The sequence below is a fragment of the Agathobaculum ammoniilyticum genome (assembly GCF_025567315.1).
In the GTDB taxonomy this organism is placed as follows: domain Bacteria; phylum Bacillota; class Clostridia; order Oscillospirales; family Butyricicoccaceae; genus Agathobaculum; species Agathobaculum ammoniilyticum.
In genome coordinates this window covers 92,169-111,304 of the sequence record NZ_JAOQJE010000007.1, presented here as the reverse complement: position 1 = coordinate 111,304, position 19,136 = coordinate 92,169, and the positions used below count along the sequence as shown (strand labels likewise).

General features: G+C 62.9%; 17 protein-coding genes. 3 read left to right on the top strand and 14 right to left on the bottom strand.

The window, feature by feature from the left end:
• Window positions 1-9: 9 nt before the first annotated feature.
• From OCV66_RS09440 to OCV66_RS09400, 9 genes are all read right to left on the bottom strand, one after another.
• Window positions 10-516 carry a hypothetical protein gene (locus tag OCV66_RS09440; protein ID WP_054326664.1) on the bottom strand — a complete coding sequence of 169 codons (507 nt, stop codon included), beginning with the start codon at window positions 514-516 and terminating at the stop codon, window positions 10-12.
• Window position 517: 1 nt separating this feature from the next.
• The gene (locus tag OCV66_RS09435) at window positions 518-1,129 is read right to left on the bottom strand and encodes a J domain-containing protein (RefSeq protein ID WP_054326663.1); all 612 of its coding nucleotides are present in this window, start codon (window positions 1,127-1,129) and stop codon (window positions 518-520) included.
• A complete protein-coding gene (locus OCV66_RS09430) occupies window positions 1,116-2,000 on the bottom strand; it encodes a DUF5685 family protein (protein ID WP_054326662.1) in 885 nt (294 codons plus the stop codon). Before OCV66_RS09430 ends, OCV66_RS09435 begins: the two co-directional genes overlap by 14 nt.
• A 120-nt stretch (window positions 2,001-2,120) precedes the next feature.
• Window positions 2,121-2,534, bottom strand: coding sequence for a SoxR reducing system RseC family protein (locus tag OCV66_RS09425; protein ID WP_147574193.1), 414 nt, complete (start codon window positions 2,532-2,534; stop codon window positions 2,121-2,123).
• A 51-nt stretch (window positions 2,535-2,585) separates the two neighbouring features.
• A complete protein-coding gene (locus OCV66_RS09420; protein WP_147574192.1) occupies window positions 2,586-4,169 on the bottom strand; it encodes an NAD(P)/FAD-dependent oxidoreductase in 1,584 nt (527 codons plus the stop codon).
• Complete coding sequence (locus OCV66_RS09415) at window positions 4,166-5,512, bottom strand: CdaR family protein (protein WP_054326660.1); 1,347 nt, start codon at window positions 5,510-5,512, stop codon at window positions 4,166-4,168. The genes OCV66_RS09420 and OCV66_RS09415 overlap by 4 nt, the downstream gene beginning before the upstream one ends.
• Window positions 5,509-6,411: a diadenylate cyclase CdaA gene (cdaA, locus tag OCV66_RS09410; RefSeq protein WP_054326659.1), complete on the bottom strand. Its 903-nt coding sequence runs from the start codon at window positions 6,409-6,411 to the stop codon at window positions 5,509-5,511. The genes OCV66_RS09415 and cdaA overlap by 4 nt, the downstream gene beginning before the upstream one ends.
• A gap of 104 nt (window positions 6,412-6,515) precedes the next feature.
• Window positions 6,516-7,643: an aminotransferase class V-fold PLP-dependent enzyme gene (locus OCV66_RS09405; RefSeq protein WP_147574191.1), complete on the bottom strand. Its 1,128-nt coding sequence runs from the start codon at window positions 7,641-7,643 to the stop codon at window positions 6,516-6,518.
• Window positions 7,640-7,879 (bottom strand): DUF3343 domain-containing protein, encoded by a 240-nt coding sequence (locus OCV66_RS09400; RefSeq protein WP_054327471.1) that lies wholly within the window; start codon window positions 7,877-7,879, stop codon window positions 7,640-7,642. Before OCV66_RS09400 ends, OCV66_RS09405 begins: the two co-directional genes overlap by 4 nt.
• 109 nt (window positions 7,880-7,988) lie before the next feature.
• Between OCV66_RS09400 and OCV66_RS09395 the strand changes: the two genes are divergently transcribed.
• Window positions 7,989-9,191, top strand: coding sequence for an ATP-binding protein (locus OCV66_RS09395; RefSeq protein WP_054327472.1), 1,203 nt, complete (start codon window positions 7,989-7,991; stop codon window positions 9,189-9,191).
• Between the two features lie 217 nt (window positions 9,192-9,408).
• On the opposite strand, the gene OCV66_RS09390 is transcribed toward OCV66_RS09395, so the two are convergent.
• The 3 genes from OCV66_RS09390 to OCV66_RS09380 all read right to left on the bottom strand — a co-directional run bounded on the left by OCV66_RS09390 (window position 9,409) and on the right by OCV66_RS09380 (window position 13,163).
• Window positions 9,409-10,878 carry a S1C family serine protease gene (locus tag OCV66_RS09390; RefSeq protein ID WP_054327473.1) on the bottom strand — a complete coding sequence of 490 codons (1,470 nt, stop codon included), beginning with the start codon at window positions 10,876-10,878 and terminating at the stop codon, window positions 9,409-9,411.
• A 149-nt stretch (window positions 10,879-11,027) separates the two neighbouring features.
• The gene (locus OCV66_RS09385; protein ID WP_147574190.1) at window positions 11,028-12,479 is read right to left on the bottom strand and encodes a HAMP domain-containing sensor histidine kinase; all 1,452 of its coding nucleotides are present in this window, start codon (window positions 12,477-12,479) and stop codon (window positions 11,028-11,030) included.
• A 3-nt stretch (window positions 12,480-12,482) separates the two neighbouring features.
• Window positions 12,483-13,163, bottom strand: coding sequence for a response regulator transcription factor (locus tag OCV66_RS09380; RefSeq protein ID WP_054327475.1), 681 nt, complete (start codon window positions 13,161-13,163; stop codon window positions 12,483-12,485).
• 163 nt (window positions 13,164-13,326) lie between these two features.
• On the opposite strand from OCV66_RS09380, the gene tsaA reads away from it, so the two are divergent.
• Window positions 13,327-14,007, top strand: a complete 681-nt coding sequence (gene tsaA, locus OCV66_RS09375; RefSeq protein WP_147574189.1) for a tRNA (N6-threonylcarbamoyladenosine(37)-N6)-methyltransferase TrmO — start codon at window positions 13,327-13,329, stop codon at window positions 14,005-14,007.
• A gap of 57 nt (window positions 14,008-14,064) precedes the next feature.
• Here tsaA and OCV66_RS09370 read toward each other — a convergent pair whose 3' ends face one another.
• Window positions 14,065-15,939 (bottom strand): DUF4914 family protein, encoded by a 1,875-nt coding sequence (locus OCV66_RS09370; protein WP_054327476.1) that lies wholly within the window; start codon window positions 15,937-15,939, stop codon window positions 14,065-14,067.
• Between the two features lie 258 nt (window positions 15,940-16,197).
• Window positions 16,198-17,379: a metallophosphoesterase gene (locus OCV66_RS09365; protein ID WP_147574203.1), complete on the bottom strand. Its 1,182-nt coding sequence runs from the start codon at window positions 17,377-17,379 to the stop codon at window positions 16,198-16,200.
• 60 nt (window positions 17,380-17,439) lie between these two features.
• On the opposite strand from OCV66_RS09365, the gene OCV66_RS09360 reads away from it, so the two are divergent.
• Window positions 17,440-19,134, top strand: a complete 1,695-nt coding sequence (locus OCV66_RS09360; RefSeq protein WP_262564328.1) for a DUF975 family protein — start codon at window positions 17,440-17,442, stop codon at window positions 19,132-19,134.
• Window positions 19,135-19,136 lie beyond the last annotated feature (2 nt).

The window sequence follows — 19,136 nt, the reverse complement described above, 5'->3', positions numbered from 1 at the left end:
TCCCTCTTTTCAGTCGGGCGGCAGGCTTCTGCGCAACAAGGCGATCAGCCGTGACAACGCCACATCATACATCAAAAATACAGCATTGGCCGCAAACCACAATGCCGCGACCCAACCCAGGCCAGTGACGGCAAGCTGTGGAACAAACACGAACACGGCCAGCGCGGCCGCCGCCAGCAGCATAAGGTTAAAATAAGCAAGCTTAATACCCATCTGCATGCGGCGAGGCGCATAGCACTCGACCCAGTATTTTATGATGGGGTACAGCCCACAGAACAGTACATAAGCTGCCGCTACACTTTTTCGCGGCACCAGCAGCAAGCTGAGCACCGAAACCGCCAGATACAGCAGTACCGCGAGACGAACCCGCGCATGACGGATCAGTGGAACCGCGCTCGTCACACCCGCGGCGATGCAGGCCGCAACCGCGGCATAGGGCGATACCCCGCCCAGATAAAGCAACACGAATGCGACCGCCGCGAGTAGGCCGCCCCGTGCAATATCCCGCGCTCCCATATCAGCAGCCCGCGTTGCAGCACATGTTCATACAGCAGTTGCAAATCGCCAGCTGCATACACATATCGCACATGTTGGCCTCCTGCATGGGCCGGTAGCCGCCATAGCCGCCCGACATGTTCAGATTGTTGAGCGCCGTGCGGTACTCCATGTTAGAGGGATCCATCTGGCAGGCCTGCGTATAGGCGCGCATCGCCTCGTCATACCAGCCCTTGCGGTAATAGACCGTACCCATCAGGTAGAACCACTCCGCGTCCCGCGCGCTCGACCGCTGCAGCAGCTGTTCGGCCAGGCCCAGGTTGCCCTGGTTGATCGCCTGCCGCACCTGGCTGTACAACGCCGCGTTCGCGCCGGAATACGCGCGCTGCTGGCCGCCGCCATACTGCTGCCCGCCGTATTGCTGGCCGCCCGCGCCGCCGGCTTTGCCCGACCGCTCGTTCATAATCATGTCGTAGGCTTCGTTGATCTCTTTCATACGAGCCTCGGCAAGGTCGGCCAGCGGGTTATTGATATAATTGTCCGGGTGATATTTGCGCGCCAACTCCCGATATGCGCGCTTGACGTCGTCGTCGCTTGTCTGTGGCGTGACGCCCAGCACTTTATAGGGATCCATGTTTGCCCCATCCTCCGTTCGTTTGGTACGTTCCGTCGAGCACCTGTCGCGTGACGAGCGGCATACCGAGAAAAATAATATTGCGGATCAGCTCCGCGTCGCGCTGCGCGTCCAGCAGGTCGAACGCCATGCAGACGTCAGCGAGGGAGCGTTCGAGCGTCCGCTCGAGCGCATCCTTTATCTCTGTCAAATCCGGCGTGCGCAGGTCATAGCGCAGCACCACCGGATTGTAATTGCCCTGTTCCAGATCCTCCGCCACGTCCTGCGCGGCGTCGAGCAGGTATACCCACCGCCCGATATGGTAAAACATCTGCCGCAGCACGCGCTCGCGCGCGTCCCCCGTGCGGGGGACCACAGCCGCGGTCATGCGCGCCGAGGCGTCCGCCGCGCGATCCATGGACGGGCATTTTTCGCGCTCTATCGCCTGCAGGTCGTCCAGCGCCGCCACGATCTCGCGGTCCGCGTCCGGCAGACGCGCGCGCGCCCTTTGATAGCCGCGCTTCCCCAGGCCGCACAGCAGCCATGCCAGCAGCCGCTTCGCGCCCTTTTCATCCGCCAAGCTGTCTCGGAATTTATGATAGGAGAGCAGCACGCTCACATCGGCCGCAAGCGCAAGCGCGTCGTCGGGTGCGGCGCAGGGGCGCTTGAGCAGCGGATGCGCGTCGCACCGCTTCCTGCAGGGCGGCGGCGTCCCCTCCCGCTCCGCTCCGGCAACAAGGACGAAGAACGTCATGTCGTAGCTCAGGAACAGCGTATAGAACCGGCCGTACCGCGCACGGATCGCATGGCATAGGCCGCAGTATACCTGCTGGAACCGGTCGGCCTCCCTGACCCGCAGCTCGGATTTGACCGGACGGATAAAGCCAAACATCACAAAACCCTTTCGCGCCGCGTGCTGCGCGCACGCTTTTCACATTCAATCTATTTTACCGGACTTTTTCCGATAAGACAAGAGATAAGCGCAGGAAAGCCGGAAAAATTCACAATTTATTCAAAGCCGCTGGGTGATTGCGAACGGTACGTCGTTCTTTTTCTTCATTTGGCGGCTGTACCACATCGCGCCGAGTATACCCAGTGCGAACAGGAGTCCGCCGCAGATTGCGGCCTGCGCCGCGCCGCCTCCCAGCACGCTTCCCGCCCCGTAGCCGATGAAAAACAGCACGACCGGCAGCAGGTAGACCAGCACCGCGATGCCCAGCACGCGGCCGGTTTCGCCCTCCAGCAGCACGCGGTCGCCCACCTGCGCCGCCACGCCGTTGAACGCAGTCACATACAGGGTTTGTGTCTCCAGACCGCCGCAGCCGCCGCATTTGGCGCAGTCATGCCCGCACGCCGACCGGCGTGTCACCTCCACCTCGGCCATACGGCCGGGCAATAGTTTTTTTATCGTTCCCTGTTGGGTCAATGTTATCGCTCCGTTCTGAAAAATATTGCTCCTGCGCGCCGCGGCGCGCGCTCAATCCATAATTGGCCGAAATTCCTCCATGATGCGGTGCGCGGCCCGTATGCCGTCCACTGCGGCGGACATGATGCCGCCCGCGTAGCCCGCACCCTCGCCGCAGGGGATAAGCCCCGCACAGCCGCGGCCGAACAGGTCGTCCCCGCGCGTCATACGCACGGGAGATGAAGTCCGCGTCTCCGGTCCGGTCAGCAGCGCGTCCGGCGCGTCAAAGCCGCGCAGCTTCCCGCCAAAAAAAGGCAGGCTGTCGCGCAGCATATCCTGTGCAAACGCGGGCAGGCTTGCCGTAGCCGCGCTGTACTCTACCCCTATGGGATAGCTGGGCCGCACCGCGCCTGCGGCCTTGCTCGGCTTACCGGCAAGGAAGTCCCCCACGCGCTGGCAGGGCGCGCGGTACGAGCCGGTCTGCGCGAAAGCCGCGCGTTCGATCTGCCGCTGGAGCGACACGCCGCCGAACGGCGTGCCGTCATCATAGTCTTTGGGGTCGACCGACACTGCGATTGCCGCATTAGCGTTCTTCCCGCTACGCTCATGATAGCTCATACCGTTGGTAACGACCGTATGTTCCTCGCTCTGCGCCGCGACGACTACGCCGCCCGGACACATGCAGAACGTGTAGCAGGCCCGTCCGCCCGCCCGTCGAGAAAGGTTGTATTCCGCGGGCGGCAGCAGCGGATGCCCCGCATATTTCCCGTACAGCGCGCGGTCGATCTCGCTTTGCAGATGCTCGATGCGCACGCCGACCGAAAACGCCTTTGGTTCAAAGTATACCCCGTTTTGATGCAGCGCAACAAACGTATCGCGCGCCGAGTGGCCGACCGCCAGCACCGCGCGCTCGCACGCGACCTCGCCGCCGGCCGCGCGGATGGCGCGCAGCGCGCCGTTCTGCACATCCACGCCAGTCAGCGGGGTCCGAAAGCGCACCTCCCCGCCGTTCCTCACGATCTCCCGCCGCATGGAGCGCACAACGTCTTTCAGGATGTCCGTACCCACATGGGGCTTGGCCTTTTTGACAATATCCTCCGGCGCGCCGTGCGCGGCGAGCGTTTTCAGCACCTCGTCGCACAGTGGATCGCCGATGCGGGTGGTCAGCTTACCGTCCGAATAGGCGCCCGCGCCGCCCTCCCCGAACTGGATATTGCAGTCCGGATCGAGCGCGCCGCCCTTCCAGAACGCCTGCACCGCGCGGTCGCGCGCGTCCAGGTCGCCGCCGCGCTCCAGCACCAGCGGCTCGTAGCCGTGCCTGGACAGCGTATAGGCCGCGAACAGGCCCGCCGGCCCCAGGCCGACGACCACCGGCCGGTGCCGCAGCCGCTTCTTGCCGCGCGGAACGGCCGCTTTTTCATCGGGCTTATAACGCACGAAGGGCATTTGCAGCTTTTCTGCAAATGCCTTTTCGTCCACGGGCGCGTCCAGGCGCACCGTATATATGCGGAAGATCCGCCCGCGCCGCGCGTCGATGCTCACGCGGGACACCGCCGCCTGCGCCTCGTCCAAGCCGGTCAGCCGCCGCGCCTGCGCGAGCGCGAGCGCCTCCGGCTCGTCAAACGGCAGGCGGATATTGCTTACCAGAATGCTCATGCGCCGTCCCCGCTTTCCTCTGGGTAGACCGCATCCGACGGGGCGGCTCCCGCCGCGGCGTCCCCGTCCGTACCGCCGGAGCCGTTGTCCACAATCTCGATCTCAACCTCCACGTCCTCTTCCACCACGGTCACGCCGGCCGGCAGGCTGGTCGCGGCGACCACGCCCTTGACCGTATGCCTGCCCGCGCCGAGCGAATCCGAATCAAAGGTCAAACCGATCGAAAAGCCGTCGGTATCCACCTGGTCGAGCGCGCTCTCCGTGCCGCGCAGCTCGATCTCCACCGATCCGGTCAGTACGTTGACCGTGTAAGGCGTCTGCTCCTGCGAGGTATCGTTCGGGGCGAACTGCGTGACTTGGACCTTGCGTGTCGCAATGCCGTCGGTTTCATCCGCCACGGTGATGGTCACGCTGGCGGTAGAGGGCTGTCCCTCGTCCAGCCGGACGTTGTCCGGCAGCTTGATATCCATTTGGATGGGCACGTCTGTCCGGACGCTGTCCAGATCGATCTCGCCCAGGCTGATCTCGGTCAGCTCCGCAAGCGTGTTCTGGTCGCCGAGGACCTTGACGCTCTGCGGGCTGATAGACGCGCGCACCTGGCTGCCCTTGAGCGTCTCGCCGTCCTTGAGCGTAACGGTCAGCGGGATGGTCTCGATCGGGTAAAGCGGCACGCGCACATTGACCGTATCCGTCTGGCAGGTCACATGCGTCCCCGTAATCGGGACGCCGGCGTCGTTATACAGGGCGATCGAGCACTCACCGGTGACGGTCAGGCTCTCGCCCTCCACGCTGATCGTCGCATAGGCGTAAGCGACCTCTTTCAGCTCGGCCTCCGGCCCCTCGACCGTTACCGACTCGGTCGTCGTGGGTACCGCCTTGCCCGCGCGGTACCCCTCCGCGGGCGTGCCGGTCACGTCGATGCGGACCGGCACGCTGACCGTGGTCACCTTATCAACCAGCACGCTCACGCTCACCGGATTGGCCCGCACCGGATCGATGTCCGCGCTGCTGACCGCAACCTGCACGGGCCGGTTATACTCGCCCGCCCCGTCGGTGATTGAGGATACGTCGACCGTGGCCGTGATCTTGCGCCGCAGCGTTGGGTCGGTTACCTCGTTGTTTCGCCCCTCCACGACCACATCCACGGTCGCGGTGCTTTCGATCACCGACAGGCCCTGGCTCGCCAGCAGTTCTTCCTCACCGGTAATGGTAACCGGGATGTCCCGAAAGGTATTCTGCTTGACCGGATTATCCGCGTCGCGCACGATGATCCACAGGACGAACGCGAGCAGCAGGGACAGCAGGCGCAGCCAGACGTCATGCTTTTTCAGGAATTGCCTCACTTGCCCGCGCCCCCCTTCCAGATGTTGCGGAGCGCTGTCAGCCGGTTCTTTTCCGGCTTTTCCTCAGTGAGCAGCTCGCTTTCCAGCACTTTTTTCAGCACCTCGGGTGACAGATGGCGCTTGAGCATGCCGCCGATCGCCACCGAGATCGCGCCCGTTTCCTCCGAAACGACGACCAGCACGCTGTCCGAGGACTCGCTCATGCCAACCGCCGCGCGGTGGCGCGTACCCAGGTCGCGGGACAGGTTCTGGCTGCCCGAAAGCGGCAGCACGCAGCCCGCGGCGCAGATGCGGCCGTCGCGCATGATCAGCGCGCCGTCATGCAGCGGGCTGTTCTTGAAAAAGATGTTTTTGAGCAGCTCGGGCGAGGGATCGGCGTCCAGCAGGGTGCCAGTCGCGACGATCTCGCCGAGGCGCTCCCGCCGTTCGAACACGATCAGCACGCCGGTCCGGCTTCTGGACATATCCGCGCAGGCGGCGACCGTCGCGCCGATGGCCTCCTCGATCTCGTCCTTGTTGTCCGCCGGCGTGAGCAGGCGGCTCAGGTTGCCCTTGCCGAGCTGCTCGAGCAGACGCCGCAGCTCGGGCTGGAAAATCACGATCACGGCGAACACGCCGATGCCCAGCGAATTGCGCAGGATAAACGAAATCGTGGTCAGTCCCGCCACGCTGGCGAGCAACATGACCAGCAGCAGCACGATGATGCCCTTGACCAGCCGCGCCGCGCTTGTATCCTTGAGCAGCTTCATCACGCGGTAAATGATATACGCGACGATCAAAACGTCGACCACGTCCATCAGGCCCGCTGTCTGAAGCGAGTTTACGCTGCTTCGCAGCGAGGACAGCAAATCGAAATTCTGGAACGCCGCTGTATTGAAAATATTTTGGAAAGTCTCCATAAAGCCACCTGTCCTGTGATTTTTCATTCCTCCGCACAGCAGGGGAGACGCGGGGTTTCAACATTACCTATACTACCACAATTCGCTTCCCCTGTATAGCGTATTCACAGATTTTTTACGGTTTTGCACAGCAAATCAGCCGCATGCTCCGCCGTGCGCGCGGTCGAATAAAAGGAGAAAGAGAAGCGCACGGTGCCGGTTTCCTCCGTGCCGGCCGTGCGGTGCGCGAGCGGCGCGCAGTGCAGGCCCGCGCGCACCGCGACCTGCCGCCGCGCCAGCTCCTCCGCCACGGTCTCGCAGGGCATCCCCCGCACGCGCAGCGACAGCACGCCGGTCTGCGGCGCGCCGGAAAAGCATTCGATCCGCTCCTCCCGCTCCAGCGCGCGCACAAACTCACGCCGGAGCGCCTGTTCATGCGCGAGGATGTTCTCCGGGCCGACCGCGCGCACAAACGCGATGCCCGCCGCAAGCCCCGCGATACCCGGCACATTGGGCGTGCCGCTCTCCAGCGCGTCCGGTAGGAAATCCGGCTGCCGCGGCTCTTCCGACAGGCTGCCCGTGCCGCCCGCCATCAGCGGCGCGGCCGTGATACGGTCGTCGAGCGCGAGCAGGATGCCCGTACCCTGCGGCCCGTACAGTCCCTTGTGGCCGGGCATGCACACTGCGGCAAGACAGGGATGGCGGCGCACGTCGATCCCGACCATACCGGCGGACTGGGACGCGTCGAGAATCAGCGGCACGCCCGCCGCATCCAGCAGCGCGGCGATCCCGTCGAGCGGCGCGGCAAAGCCAAACACATTGGACACATGGTTGAGGATGAACAGCTCCGTCCCCGCAGCCAGCGCTTCCCGCGCTTTCCGTTCCATCCCCGCGGCGTCCCAGAGCGGGGTGTCGAGCACGGCCGGCTCGATCCCGCGCAGCGTGAGCGGCCGCATGACCGCGTTGTGCTCATATCCGCCGACTGCGATCCGCATGCCCGGCTTCGCCAGCGCGTGAATAGCCAGATTGAGCGCGTGCGTGGCGTTCATCGTGAACACGACGCGCGCCGGATCGCGCACGCCGAACAGCGCCGCCGCCTGCTCGCGGCAGCCGTATACCAGCTCGCCCGCGCGCGCCGCCGCCGCGTAGCCGCCCCGCGCGTAGCCTGCCGCCGCGTGCATCGCGCGGCGCACCGCCTCATCCACCGCGCGCGGCTTATACAGCGTCGTCGCGGCGTTATCCAGATAGATCATGCGCCGCCCCCCTCGTCCGGCATGACGCGGCACGGCGAAAGCCCCAGCTGCCGCAGGCGGCGCACCGCCTCGTCCGCCTGCGACGCCCCGACGCGCACCGCCCAGCCGCACGACTCAGTCCGCTCGTGCCGCGGCGGCCGCGCGACCTCGCCCGGCACGCCCATCTGGCCCAGATGGCGCCGCAGCCCGATCGCTTCCGTCTGGCTGCGGCATATCAAAAGCGCATATTGGCTCATTGTTTGTCTCTCCCTCCAAGCATAGTCTATTCTCATGCTATGTTGAAAAAGCCGCCGAAGTGTGTTATGCTGGAACCGATCGAAAAAATACAGTTTGGAAGTGAAACAAATGGAGCTTTCTATCCTTTCGCTGCGCGTGCGGGCGCTTTCCGTGCTGCGCGGCCTGCAGCGGCACCCGTTCGTCTCGTCCTACCTCGCGGTCTTTGACGCGCTCAAGACCGACGACGCGGATTTCGCGCGGGCCTACGGCGCGCTGTGCGCCCAGATCTTCGCCTGCGGCGACGTCAACCGCGCCATGCTGGACGCGGTGCATTTTGATGTCAACACCATGACCGATACGCTGGCCGCGCCCTCCGCCACCCTGCTGGGCGCGGCCACGCACGATATCCAGGCGCTCAACGCCCTGCTCGCCTTGGACGGCAATACGCTCAAGTCCGCGGCCGCCGGCGTATACCGCATGCCCGCGCTACGCGACCTGCCGGATTATCCGGCCGCCGCTCCCCTACCGTTCCGCGACGGGGCGGCGCTGGCCAGCTTTTACCGCGCGCAGGGCTACGGCTTTTTCGCACAGGCCTCCGCTTTCGCTGTACAGGATGACGGTACGGTGACGCCGATCGGGCATCCGGACGCCATCCGCCTGCGCGACCTGCCCGGCTATGAGCGCCAGAAGCAGCAGATCCTCAAAAATACCCGCGCGTTCCTGGATGGTCGCGAGGCCAACAACATCCTGCTCTACGGCGACAAGGGGACGGGCAAATCCTCTACCGTCAAGGCGGTGGTCAACGAATACGCCGAGCGCGGCCTGAAGATCATCGAGATGTCGCCGCGGCATATCGCCTGCTTCCCGCGCATCTTCGCGGACACGCTCCGTTCCCCGTTCCGCTTCATCGTATTCCTGGACGACCTCTCCTTCAGTCGGGAGGACGACAACTTCGCCGCGCTCAAGGCCTTTATCGAGGGCGGACTGGCGGGTAAGCCCTCCAATCTGGTCATCTATGCGACCAGCAACCGCCGCCACCTGATCCGCGAGACCTTCGCGGACCGCGAGGGCGACGAGGTGCGCGTGCGCGACAGCCTGGAAACCGTGACCTCGCTCTCCGACCGCTTCGGGCTGGAGATCACGTTCTCCGTGCCGGACAAGGACGAGTACCTGTACATCGTCGATCAGCTCGCCGCGGAGAACGGCCTGGCGCTGTCCGGCGAGCAGCTTCACCTGCTGGCCGAGCGCTTCGCGCTGCGCCGGAACGGGCGCTCCCCCCGCACGGCGCGCCAGTTCATCAGCCAGCAGCTCGCGGAGCAATACGAAAAGTAACCGCACACAAAAAAACGCACCGCAAGGCGCGCATCAAACAGAAAACAGGCCGCAGAAGCGGCCTGTTTTCATAAAAGCCGAGGACAAGCGCCTCGGCTTTTATACCAGTGTGGAGTAAGGCTTCGCGCGCTGCGCGCGCCGGAGCTTTGGACGCATCCGCGGCCGCGCCGCGGTGCGTCCCACCTCACTGAAATCCGTATGCGTTCAGTGAGGTACGTTACCAGCCGAAGAACGGAAACGGGCTTTGGTAATACTGCGAACCATCATCCTGCTGGCTCTGCGCGTCCTGCGCAGCCGGATCCTCGCCCTCCAGGTCGTGCGCGTCCATCAGTGTGATCGTGACGTTGAGCCGTTTGCCGGTCGAAATGCGGTAAACCGTCAGCGTGATCTTGTCGCCTGCCTTTTTGTCTTCCTTGACTTCATTCACGTCGTCCATGGTCGGGGTAGGCGTACCATCCACCGCTACAATGACGTCGCCAACCTGCAGCCCCTCGTCGGCCGCCTTGGCGCGCGAGTCGATCGAGTCCACCTGCACGCCCGCGATGCTACCGTCCGCGGATTCCACATTATATCCCGAAATGCCGATGGACGGACGCCCCGCGACATAGCCGTTGACAATCAGCTCATCGACGACCTCCTTGGCCATGTTGATCGGGATGGCGAAGCCCATGCCCTCGATCGACGCCTCGCTGAACGCATTGCTCGAAAGCTTGGCAGAGGTAATGCCGACCACCTGCCCGTATTTGTTAATCAGCGCGCCGCCCGAGTTGCCCGGGTTAATAGAAGCGTCGGTCTGGATCAGGGTCATCACGCGGTCGTTGATGGTCACGTCGCGGTTGATCGCGGAAATGCGGCCGCCCGTGATCGTGTTGGCAAACTGCACGCCGCCGGGCGAACCGAGCGCGTACGCATATTCGCCGGGCTGCAGCTCATCCGAATTGCCGAACTCGGCCGCCGTAAGCGTCCCGTCCGGCTCCACCTTGAGTACCGCCAGGTCGGTCTGCTCGTCCGTGCCGATGATCTCGGCCGGCATCTGCGTCCCGTCGCTGAGCTGGACCATCACCTGCTCCGCGTCCTCGACAACATGGTTATTGGTGATGATGTAACCGTCCTCGCTCATGATAACGCCCGACCCGCTGCCACCGGTCGCAATGACCGATACGATCGACGGGCTTACTTTTTTGTAGATCTCCTCGCCCGCCAGACCGTTGACCACGTCGTAATTATCCGGATCGTATTCCGGCGTGTCGGATATCTGCACGGTGGGCATGCTGCCCGCCGTGGTGCCGCCTCCCGCAGGCGCGCCGCCGTTATTGGAAACGATATGCCCGATCACCGCACCGCCTGCAAACAGCAGGCAGGCCGCCGCGACGCTGCACAGGCCGATGACAATGCCCTTCCCGCGCCCTTTCTTCTTTTTCGGCGGCTGCGGCTGGCCGGCCGGTTCGGCATGCGGCGCCTGGTATGGGGCCTGGTACGCTGGATGCTGCACCGGCGTCTGGTACGGAGTGCGCGGTTCTTCGGCGCGAGGCGCGCCGGATGCCTGCGGCTCTTCCCGCGGCGTCTCCTGCGTTCCCTGAGCCGGCTGTGCCGGCGTTTCATTCTGCGGCTCCATAACGGGCTGCTGCGGTTCAGTATGGTCATCGCCGCCCGGGGCCGGCGTATAGTTGTTATTGAAGTCGTCCATTGTAATGGCCTCCCTATCGGTTTTGTGCTTTCATTCTAACCCGCCATTGTGGCAGTTTGTTGAAAACAATATGAACAAATCATGAATTCGGCCCCGTGTGCAAAAAACGGCGGAGGACCGGCCGGTCCTCCGCCGCTGCGCGCAGCGCGTCATTGTTTGCTGCCCGGCAGCTGCGGCGGGGCCAGCGGCAGCGTAAACGAGAACTCGGTTTCCCCGTCATCCGAACGGACGGATATCTCCCCGCCGTGCAGGTTGATGATGTTTTTGACGATATACAGCCCCAGCCCCGCCCCTGTCTTGTCCAAGGAGCGCGAGCGGTCGGCCTTGTAAAAGCGGTCGAACACATGCGGCAGCTCCTCCGCCGAAATACCCGCGCCCGTGTTGCTGATGGAAAAGGCGCAGAACGTCCCCTCCGGATGGGCGCGCAGCGTGAGCCGGCCGCCCTCATTGATGAATTTGACCGCGTTGTCCACCAGGTTATATACCACGCGGTACAGATGGTCGCGATCACCCATGACCATCAGCCGGTCGTCCAGCTCGCACGCCACGTCGAGCCGCTTCTTTTCAATCTTCTGCTCGAACGAAAGGATGATCTGGCTGGTCATCTCGGAAAAATCGAACGGCGCGGGCGCGAGCAGCAACTCTCCCGACTGTATCTTGGCCGCATCCAGCATGCGGTTCACCATGCGGGACAGGCGGCGCGTCTCCTCGGCAATGATGCGCAGGTATTTGTCATGCTGGTCGGGGAGGATGGTGCCGTCGATCATCCCATCCACAAAGCCGCCGATCGTCGTCATCGGGGTCTTGAACTCGTGGCTGACGTTGGAGATGAAGCCGCGCGTCAGCTCCTCGAGCTGGTTCAGGTCGCGCGCCATGTTATTGAACGACACCGCCAGCTCGTCTATCTCATACGAACGGTTGTCCTCTGGCACGCGCACATCAAAATTGCCGGCCGCGAATTCCTTCGCCGCCGCCGCGATCACCTTGAGCGGGCGGGTGACATGCTGCGAAATGATAAACGAAATAATCAGCAGGACCACCAGCGTAATCAGCAGGATCAGCACCAGGGTCTGTGTGGAGTGGCGCACCACGCCCGCGGTCTCCGGGTCCTGCGCGGAGACAAACACCAGAGCGGTAATCTCACCCGTCTCATTGATCACCGTCGTACCGACCGTATAGCTCGACGCCGCGGTCAGCACGCCGAGCGACCCGACCGCGGCATACGTGCCGGATGTGCGCACCTGGCTGGTGACCTCGGGCGGAATCATATAGCCTGGCATGGTGTAGGCCGTTCCATCCGGCGCGGCGGCCATCTGGATGATACCGTCCTCATCCGTGACCAGCACGGTGATGGCGTCCTCCTTGGCAACGCGCGCGATCGAAAGGATGTAAAACTGCTCGAACTCCTCCGAGGTGCTGCCGCGCAGCAGCTCGGTCTGCTCCGCGATGCTCTTCACGGTCGTGCGCAGCTCGGTCTGCTTGGCGGAAAGCGCGTAGTTGCTCATCTGATAGTAAAACACACCGCCCGCCATAGCAAACGCACATACGATCAGCACCAGGTGCGTCACATAGTTTTTGAAAAAAAAGCTGTGTCTGCCCATCGCTTACTCCTTGGTCTCGAACTTGTATCCCACGCCCCAGACCGTTTTCAGCTCCCATTTATCCGAAACGCCCTCCAGCTTTTCGCGCAGGCGCTTGACATGTACATCCACCGTGCGGGTATCGCCGAAGTAATCGAAGCCCCACACATCGTCAAGCAGCTGCGCACGCGTAAACACGCGGTTGGGGCTGGACGCGAGGTAGTACAGCAGCTCGATCTCCTTGGGCGGCGCGTCCACACGCTTGCCGCGGATGACCAGGTCATAGGCCTGCTTGTCGATCACCAGGTTGTCGAAAGACAGCTTCTCCGGCGCGTCATCCGGCGCCATGCGGCGGAACACCGCGCGCACGCGCGCGATGACCTCGGGCATTTCAAGCGGCTTTACGATATAGTCGTCCGCCCCCATCTCCAGACCGGAAACGCGGTCCGCGGTCTCGCCCTTCGCGGTCAGCATGATGATCGGCACATCGCTTTCCGCGCGGATCTCCTTGCAGACGGCCCAGCCGTCCATCACAGGCATCATCACGTCGAGCAGCAGCATGTCCGGCTTTTCGGACTTCCACTTTTTGATCCCCTCAACGCCGTTTTCCGCTTCTATCACGGTATAGCCCTCCCGCTCCAGATAAAGACGGAGCAGCTCGCGGATATTCGCTTCATCTTCAACAATCAATATCTTTTTGGGCATTGTTCTCCCCTGCTTTCCGATAGTATGCTTCCATTATACTGCTTTCCATTCGAAAAAGCATTAACAATCTGTAAAAGACTGCGCGGACCCTCCGCCGCCGGATTGCGCCGGCGCCGCGGGCATGCTATACTGGACACAACCCCAAAGCAGAGGAGCCACCCCCATGTCACATCCCATCCCCATGCACATCATCGCGCGCATCCGCAGCGACTTCCCCACCAAGTTCGGCATCCCGCGCCAGAGCGGGCTGGCGGACACGCCGGCCCGCATCGTATTCGAGCCCCCCTACCGCAACGCCGACGCGCTGCGCGGGATCGACGGTTTTTCCCACCTGTGGCTGATCTGGCAGTTTTCCGAAGCCGTGCGGGAGGGCTGGTCGCCTACCGTGCGCCCGCCCAAGCTCGGTGGCAACCGGCGCGTCGGCGTATTCGCGACGCGCTCGCCGTTCCGGCCGAACGCCATCGGCCTTTCCTCGGTTCGGCTGGAGCGCGTCGAGCCGTGGACGCCGGACGGGCCGGTACTCCATGTGTCGGGCGCCGACCTGATGGACGGCACGCCCCTGTTGGATATCAAGCCCTACCTCGCCTACACGGACGCGCATCCTGAGGCTTCGAGCGGCTTCACCTTGCCCACGGACGCCGTGCAGGTTTCCTGCCCGCCCCGCCTGCTCGACAGCCTGCCCGCCGGCCGGCGGCAGTCCCTGCTTGCGGTGCTCGCGCAGGACCCGCGCCCCGGCTATCAGGACGAACCTGGCCGCGTCTACGGGTTCCCGTTCGCCGGCTTCGAGGTGCACTTCACCGTGGAGGGCGGCGTGCTGACCGTGCTTTCCATCACACCCACTTAAAAAACCGCTCAGGGAATCCCCCTGAGCGGTTTTGCGTTATTCTTTCCGCCGCGCGGATCAAAGATTGGTCGGGGTGATCGCTTCGTAGTCCGCGAGCGTGCCGCCGTTCATGAAGCAGTCGATGATCTGCTTGCCGCGCGGATCGAGATCCGGCGTATCAAACTTGGCAACCTCCTTGCGGAAGAAGTCGGTCAGGATCTTCGCGCCGGCATCGTAGCCATCCTCGCCCACACGGTCCTGGGTATCGACGCGCAGGTACTTGGAGCGGATGCGCTGGCCGTCGATGGTCATATCCTTCATCGCGTAGCCAAGCAGCGGGCAGCGCGCCGGCTCGAGATGCTCGCGGCGGATCTTCGCGCCGCCGTGGCGCGCCAGGTACTCGCGGCTGATCCACTCGGCCGCGAAGCCGACCTTGTACACGCCGATATGCTGGTTCGGGATCAGCACATAGCGGGTGTTCGGGCTCTTGAGGATCTGGTCGAGCAGCAGATTGGCCTGCTTGACGCGCAGACCGGTGGCAAACGGCCAGTAGGAGCCGACGCCCTCGCTCTTCAGCTCGTTGCCGGTCACAATGGACGGGTTGTTGAAGCCGCGCGGCGCGACCAGGCGCCACAGCCAGGCGAGTGCGGGCGGGATGATATGCATCATGCCCATGATGCCGTAGTTCGGGTTCTCGCGGGTGGAGGGGGGCATGCGCACACCGAACGAGCGCACGTCAACCTCTACCGGCTCCTTGACGATATGAGGGATATCCCAGCGCGGCACAATCGCGCGCGGGTTGGAGCAGGGCTTGCCGTTGGAATCGAGCGTATGCTCCCATATCAGCAGGGTCGCGCCCGCGTGGCCCTCCATGTTGAAGAAGCAGAGCGGCTCCTTCGGCTCGGTGCAGATGCGCTCGTATACCGGATCGCAGCCGTAATGGGTCACGCCGTCCATGCGGAGGAACCAGCCGTCCTCGCCGTCCACCAGGACGAGCTTGCCGGAGTTGTTCTGGACCGCCGGATAGCAGGTCGCCATATCGTCGCACACCGGCTCGATGGCACAGGTCTGTCCCATGTTGAGGTAGGTTTCCTCGCCGGTCACAGTGTTCTTGGAAAGCAGCACACGGTTGTCCGGCTCGCGGGCAATGTCCTGCAGCATCTCGCTCTTGCCGCCGCCGGACGCGCCCTCGTGCATAATAACCATTTCGTTCTCATACGGCGTAACCAGACGGCCGCAGGAGGTGTGGCAGGTAGTCCAGCCCTCCTGCTCGCCGATATCGAGCAGCACGGAGTACACGCCCTTTTTCGCGGACGGGCCGGGATACAGGTTGTAGGAGAACACCTCGTGGCAGTCGTCCAGACGGTTGTGTACAACGACCTGCTTGCCCTCGAAGTGGGTGTGGCGGAACGGGGGCGCGACGTAAACGATCGCGCGCGGCTTATAGCCCTCGGTCTCCTCAGCGTTAACAAAGCCCTGCAGATGTGCCAACGCGAACGCGAAGAACGCGCACGGCTTGGGGCAGACCAGCATGGAGCCGTAGCCGTAGATATTGCCGCCCGAGTTAAACGGCATGAGGATAAGCTCCTGCGTCTTGAACCACTCCATGGTTTCTTTCCGCAGGTCGCTGAAGGGATAGCCGTAAACGTCGGCGAAACGCTTTTTATCGGTCGGCTTATCGTCGGCGATGCGCATGCAGTCCGGCTCGCGGCGGCGCATGTAGTCCTCCACAAAGTTGACCGAAGCGCCGTTCTTGCAGCGGGTCACGTCCGCTTCCTTCACCGGACCCTTGCCCGGAACGTCGAACACAACGTCATATACATCGGCTTTGTCCGGACCGAACACCATGTCGTACAGCTCCGCCTTGCTGGTTGGCACGGATACGCCCTTACAGTTTTCGATGACATCGGTCAGTTCGTCTGTAAAAGTAAATTTTTTCAGCAACTGGTTCATCTGTTCTTTTCCTCCTTTCACACCGTTTTCCGGCGGTTTCCCACGCGCTCGATCGGTGTGCCATACACGGCTTCGACAATTTTTTCACATAATTTGCCAAGGCCTATTGTAGTTCATTTATAGCATACATCAAAACCTGGGGCGCCGTCAATAAATTTTCGAATTTTTGCAAGCTTTCTCTCAAGTTCTTGCACTATGTACAAATTCAGCGTTCCATTTTCGTGTGTTTCCCTCATATGGACACCTGTATTCCGTGCATTATCCCCCAAAATGCACACTGATTTTTACGACCTCGCTTGCCGTACCGACCCGCATATCCGGTCCCCACACCCCTAAACCGGACGTGACAACCGAAAACATGTCCTTTATTTGCACCATTCCGCAGGGATTTTCCCACAAAAAGCCCATGATCAGGTTGCTGGGAAACACCTGTCCGCCATGCGTATGTCCGGACAAATCCAGATCAAAGCCCGCCTCGGCCAGCGCCTCCAGCTCCTTCGGCTGATGGTCGATCACGAAAGCGGGCTTTTCTGGTTCGAGCAGGCCAGCCCATTCTGCAGGACTGAGCCGTTCATCCCCCAATTTCCTGTCCCGCGAAGGGTCCTTGCGGCCGACGAGCTGGACGCCGTTTTTTAATGTAACTTTTTCATCTTCCAGCAGATTTATCCCCGCGCGTCGCAGGAAACCGGCCATTTGGGGGTCGTTTTTCTCCTCATCCTCGGTGTCCCAGGTAAAGCCCGCCAGGATCGGCTCAGACAGGTCGTGGTTGCCCCAGCATGCATAAGCGCCGTATGTGCTATGCATGGAAGCCAGCGCCGCCGCGATGCGGTCAGGCTCCGGCACGGCTTCGTATTCATTGTCAAAGATATCCCCCGCGACCACGATCAGGTCGGGCTGCATATCGTTCACCGCCTGCGCTGCCCGCTCGATATAGGCAGGGTCGGTGCTGTAGCCGAGATGCAGGTCGGCCAGCAGCGCGACGGTCATGTCTTCCCCCGCGCCCTCCAGCGTGACCGCATACTCCGTCACGCGCAGCGTACGGGCGTTGGCCATGCCGTACAGGCACACCGCGCACACCAGCGCCAGGGCGGCGCCGCCCTGCACCTGCCGTACGCGCTGCATTTGCGCGAAGTCCCTGCGCTGGATGCGGCGCAGGCAGGCCAGGAGCGCCTCCACCGCCAGCACGGCAAGGAGGAGGTACAGCATCCAGCCCAGCCAGTAATTGCTTACCTGCTTGAGCAGCCGCCGCAGCGCGGGCGGGGACTGCACCAGAAAGCCAGTCAGCGGGGTCAAGGCGGCAAAGCTGTAAACGGCCAGGAACAACACGCGGAACGCCCGCGTGCCGAACACCCGATGGCACGCACCCGTCCATCGCAGCACCCAGCGCGCCAAAAATACATTGACGAAACTATAAAAAGGTGCGAGAATAAAGGCAAGCATTGTCAAAACTCCATCATAATTTGTCAAATTCACAAAAAACAAAAAGGGAAAGCAATTTTTATGTGGCAACGAAAAGAACTCAAGCGGCGCGGTAAGCGGCAGTTTTTGCGGAACTGGGCCGCTACGGTCGCAGTATGCTTTATCCTCGCCTTCACGGGCGCGGAATTTGCGGGGTCGGCGGATTTCATCGGCCAGTTTGACCCATCCGCCATGCTGCCGGACGACCAGGTCGCGATCCAGGCGGTCAGCCTGTCCAACTGGGAGCTGCTGCTCGAATGGCTGCGCATCGACCCGATGGACGGCACGCACCCCATGTGGGCCGCGGCTGACCAGAGCCTCGCGCCGGCCTTTGATACGCTTACCGCGCCATTCTCCGCGTTTTTTGCGCTGCTCGAGCGCTCGCGGTTCGCAGGCTGGCTGGATATCGCGCTGGCCGCGCTTGGCATCGCAGGCGGGCTGTGGTTCACCATCTGGGTACTGAGCGCAGTCAGCGTGGGCGCGCGGCGCTTCCTGCTGGAAAGCCGCGTGCGCGACAATATCAGCATCGCTGCGATGTTCACGCCTTTCCAGCACGGCTGCTGGCGGAACGTGGCAAAGGGCATGTTCCTGCGCTCGCTGTTCCTGCTGCTGTGGGCGTGTACCATCGTCGGCTTTCCGGTCAAGCTGTACTCCTACCGCATGGTGCCGTATATCCTGGCGGAAAACCCGCAGGCCAGGCCCGCCGAGACGCTCCGTCTGTCCCGCCAGATGATGCGGGGCAATAAATGGCGCTGCTTCGTGCTTGACCTGACGTTCTACCTGCACTGGACCTTTTTACCTCTGCTGGCCTCCACCGTGCTCGGAACGGCCATCGGCCTGGCGACCGGCGATGTCGCGCTGTGCCAGTCGCTCGCGGCGGCAGCGGCCGGACTGCTGTCCCTGCTGTTCGTCAACGGCTACCGCTCCGCCACCGACGCAGGCCTGTACGCCGCACTTCGGCAGGCGCAGCTTGACGCGGGCACGCCACTTTCCGCCCTGTTTGTGGTCCCCGCTTTCGGCGAGACGGCGCCGGCGGGCGAAAAGCCCCGCCTGCCCGACGCGGACGTGCGCCTACCGGAGGATCCGGTGTTCCACTACGCCCAGCGTCACAAGCTGGACTATAACCGGCATTACGGCCTGCGCACGCTTATCCTGCTGTTCTTCACTTTCGCGTTCATCGGCTGGGTCTGGGAGGTCGCGCTGCACATCGTCACCAAGGGCATGTTCGTCAACCGCGGCACGATGCTCGGCCCTTGGCTGCCCATCTACGGCGCGGGCGGCGCGCTCGTGCTCCTGCTGCTGAAAAAGCTGTTCACCCGGCCGGTGGCGACCTTCCTGGTCTCCATGGTGCTTTGCTCGGTCATCGAGTATTTCTCCAGTTGGTATCTGGAGGTCACCAAGGGCATCCGCTGGTGGGATTACAGCGGCTACTTCATGAACCTGAATGGCCGTATCTGCCTGGAGGGCGCGGTGATCTTCGGCCTGGGCTGCTGCGCGGTCGTATATTTCGCCGGTCCGTTGCTCGGCGGGCTGCTCGACCGGCTCTCCCCTGCCCGGCAGAACACGCTGTGCGCCGTGCTGCTTACGCTGTTCGTGGCCGACCTGGCGTACTCGCACTTCCACCCGAATGCGGGCGAGGGCATCACGGACTATAACGACTGGCAGCAGGACGCCGCCAGGGACGCCCTGCTGCCCGAAGCTGCAAACGATTCTGTAACCGCCATCCTGTCCGAATAGCC

What these genes read in the sequence shown, in the direction of transcription:
- OCV66_RS09440 (WP_054326664.1), bottom strand. Translation starts at nt 516, where the DNA reads ATGGGAGCGCGGGATATTGCACGGGGCGGCCTACTCGCGGCGGTCGCA.
- OCV66_RS09435 (WP_054326663.1), bottom strand. Translation starts at nt 1,129, where the DNA reads ATGGATCCCTATAAAGTGCTGGGCGTCACGCCACAGACAAGCGACGAC.
- OCV66_RS09430 (WP_054326662.1), bottom strand. Translation starts at nt 2,000, where the DNA reads ATGTTTGGCTTTATCCGTCCGGTCAAATCCGAGCTGCGGGTCAGGGAG.
- OCV66_RS09420 (WP_147574192.1), bottom strand. Translation starts at nt 4,169, where the DNA reads ATGAGCATTCTGGTAAGCAATATCCGCCTGCCGTTTGACGAGCCGGAG.
- cdaA (WP_054326659.1), bottom strand. Translation starts at nt 6,411, where the DNA reads ATGGAGACTTTCCAAAATATTTTCAATACAGCGGCGTTCCAGAATTTC.
- OCV66_RS09405 (WP_147574191.1), bottom strand. Translation starts at nt 7,643, where the DNA reads ATGATCTATCTGGATAACGCCGCGACGACGCTGTATAAGCCGCGCGCG.
- OCV66_RS09400 (WP_054327471.1), bottom strand. Translation starts at nt 7,879, where the DNA reads ATGAGCCAATATGCGCTTTTGATATGCCGCAGCCAGACGGAAGCGATC.
- OCV66_RS09395 (WP_054327472.1), top strand. Translation starts at nt 7,989, where the DNA reads ATGGAGCTTTCTATCCTTTCGCTGCGCGTGCGGGCGCTTTCCGTGCTG.
- OCV66_RS09390 (WP_054327473.1), bottom strand. Translation starts at nt 10,878, where the DNA reads ATGGACGACTTCAATAACAACTATACGCCGGCCCCGGGCGGCGATGAC.
- OCV66_RS09385 (WP_147574190.1), bottom strand. Translation starts at nt 12,479, where the DNA reads ATGGGCAGACACAGCTTTTTTTTCAAAAACTATGTGACGCACCTGGTG.
- OCV66_RS09380 (WP_054327475.1), bottom strand. Translation starts at nt 13,163, where the DNA reads ATGCCCAAAAAGATATTGATTGTTGAAGATGAAGCGAATATCCGCGAG.
- tsaA (WP_147574189.1), top strand. Translation starts at nt 13,327, where the DNA reads ATGTCACATCCCATCCCCATGCACATCATCGCGCGCATCCGCAGCGAC.
- OCV66_RS09370 (WP_054327476.1), bottom strand. Translation starts at nt 15,939, where the DNA reads ATGAACCAGTTGCTGAAAAAATTTACTTTTACAGACGAACTGACCGAT.
- OCV66_RS09365 (WP_147574203.1), bottom strand. Translation starts at nt 17,379, where the DNA reads ATGCTTGCCTTTATTCTCGCACCTTTTTATAGTTTCGTCAATGTATTT.
- OCV66_RS09360 (WP_262564328.1), top strand. Translation starts at nt 17,440, where the DNA reads ATGTGGCAACGAAAAGAACTCAAGCGGCGCGGTAAGCGGCAGTTTTTG.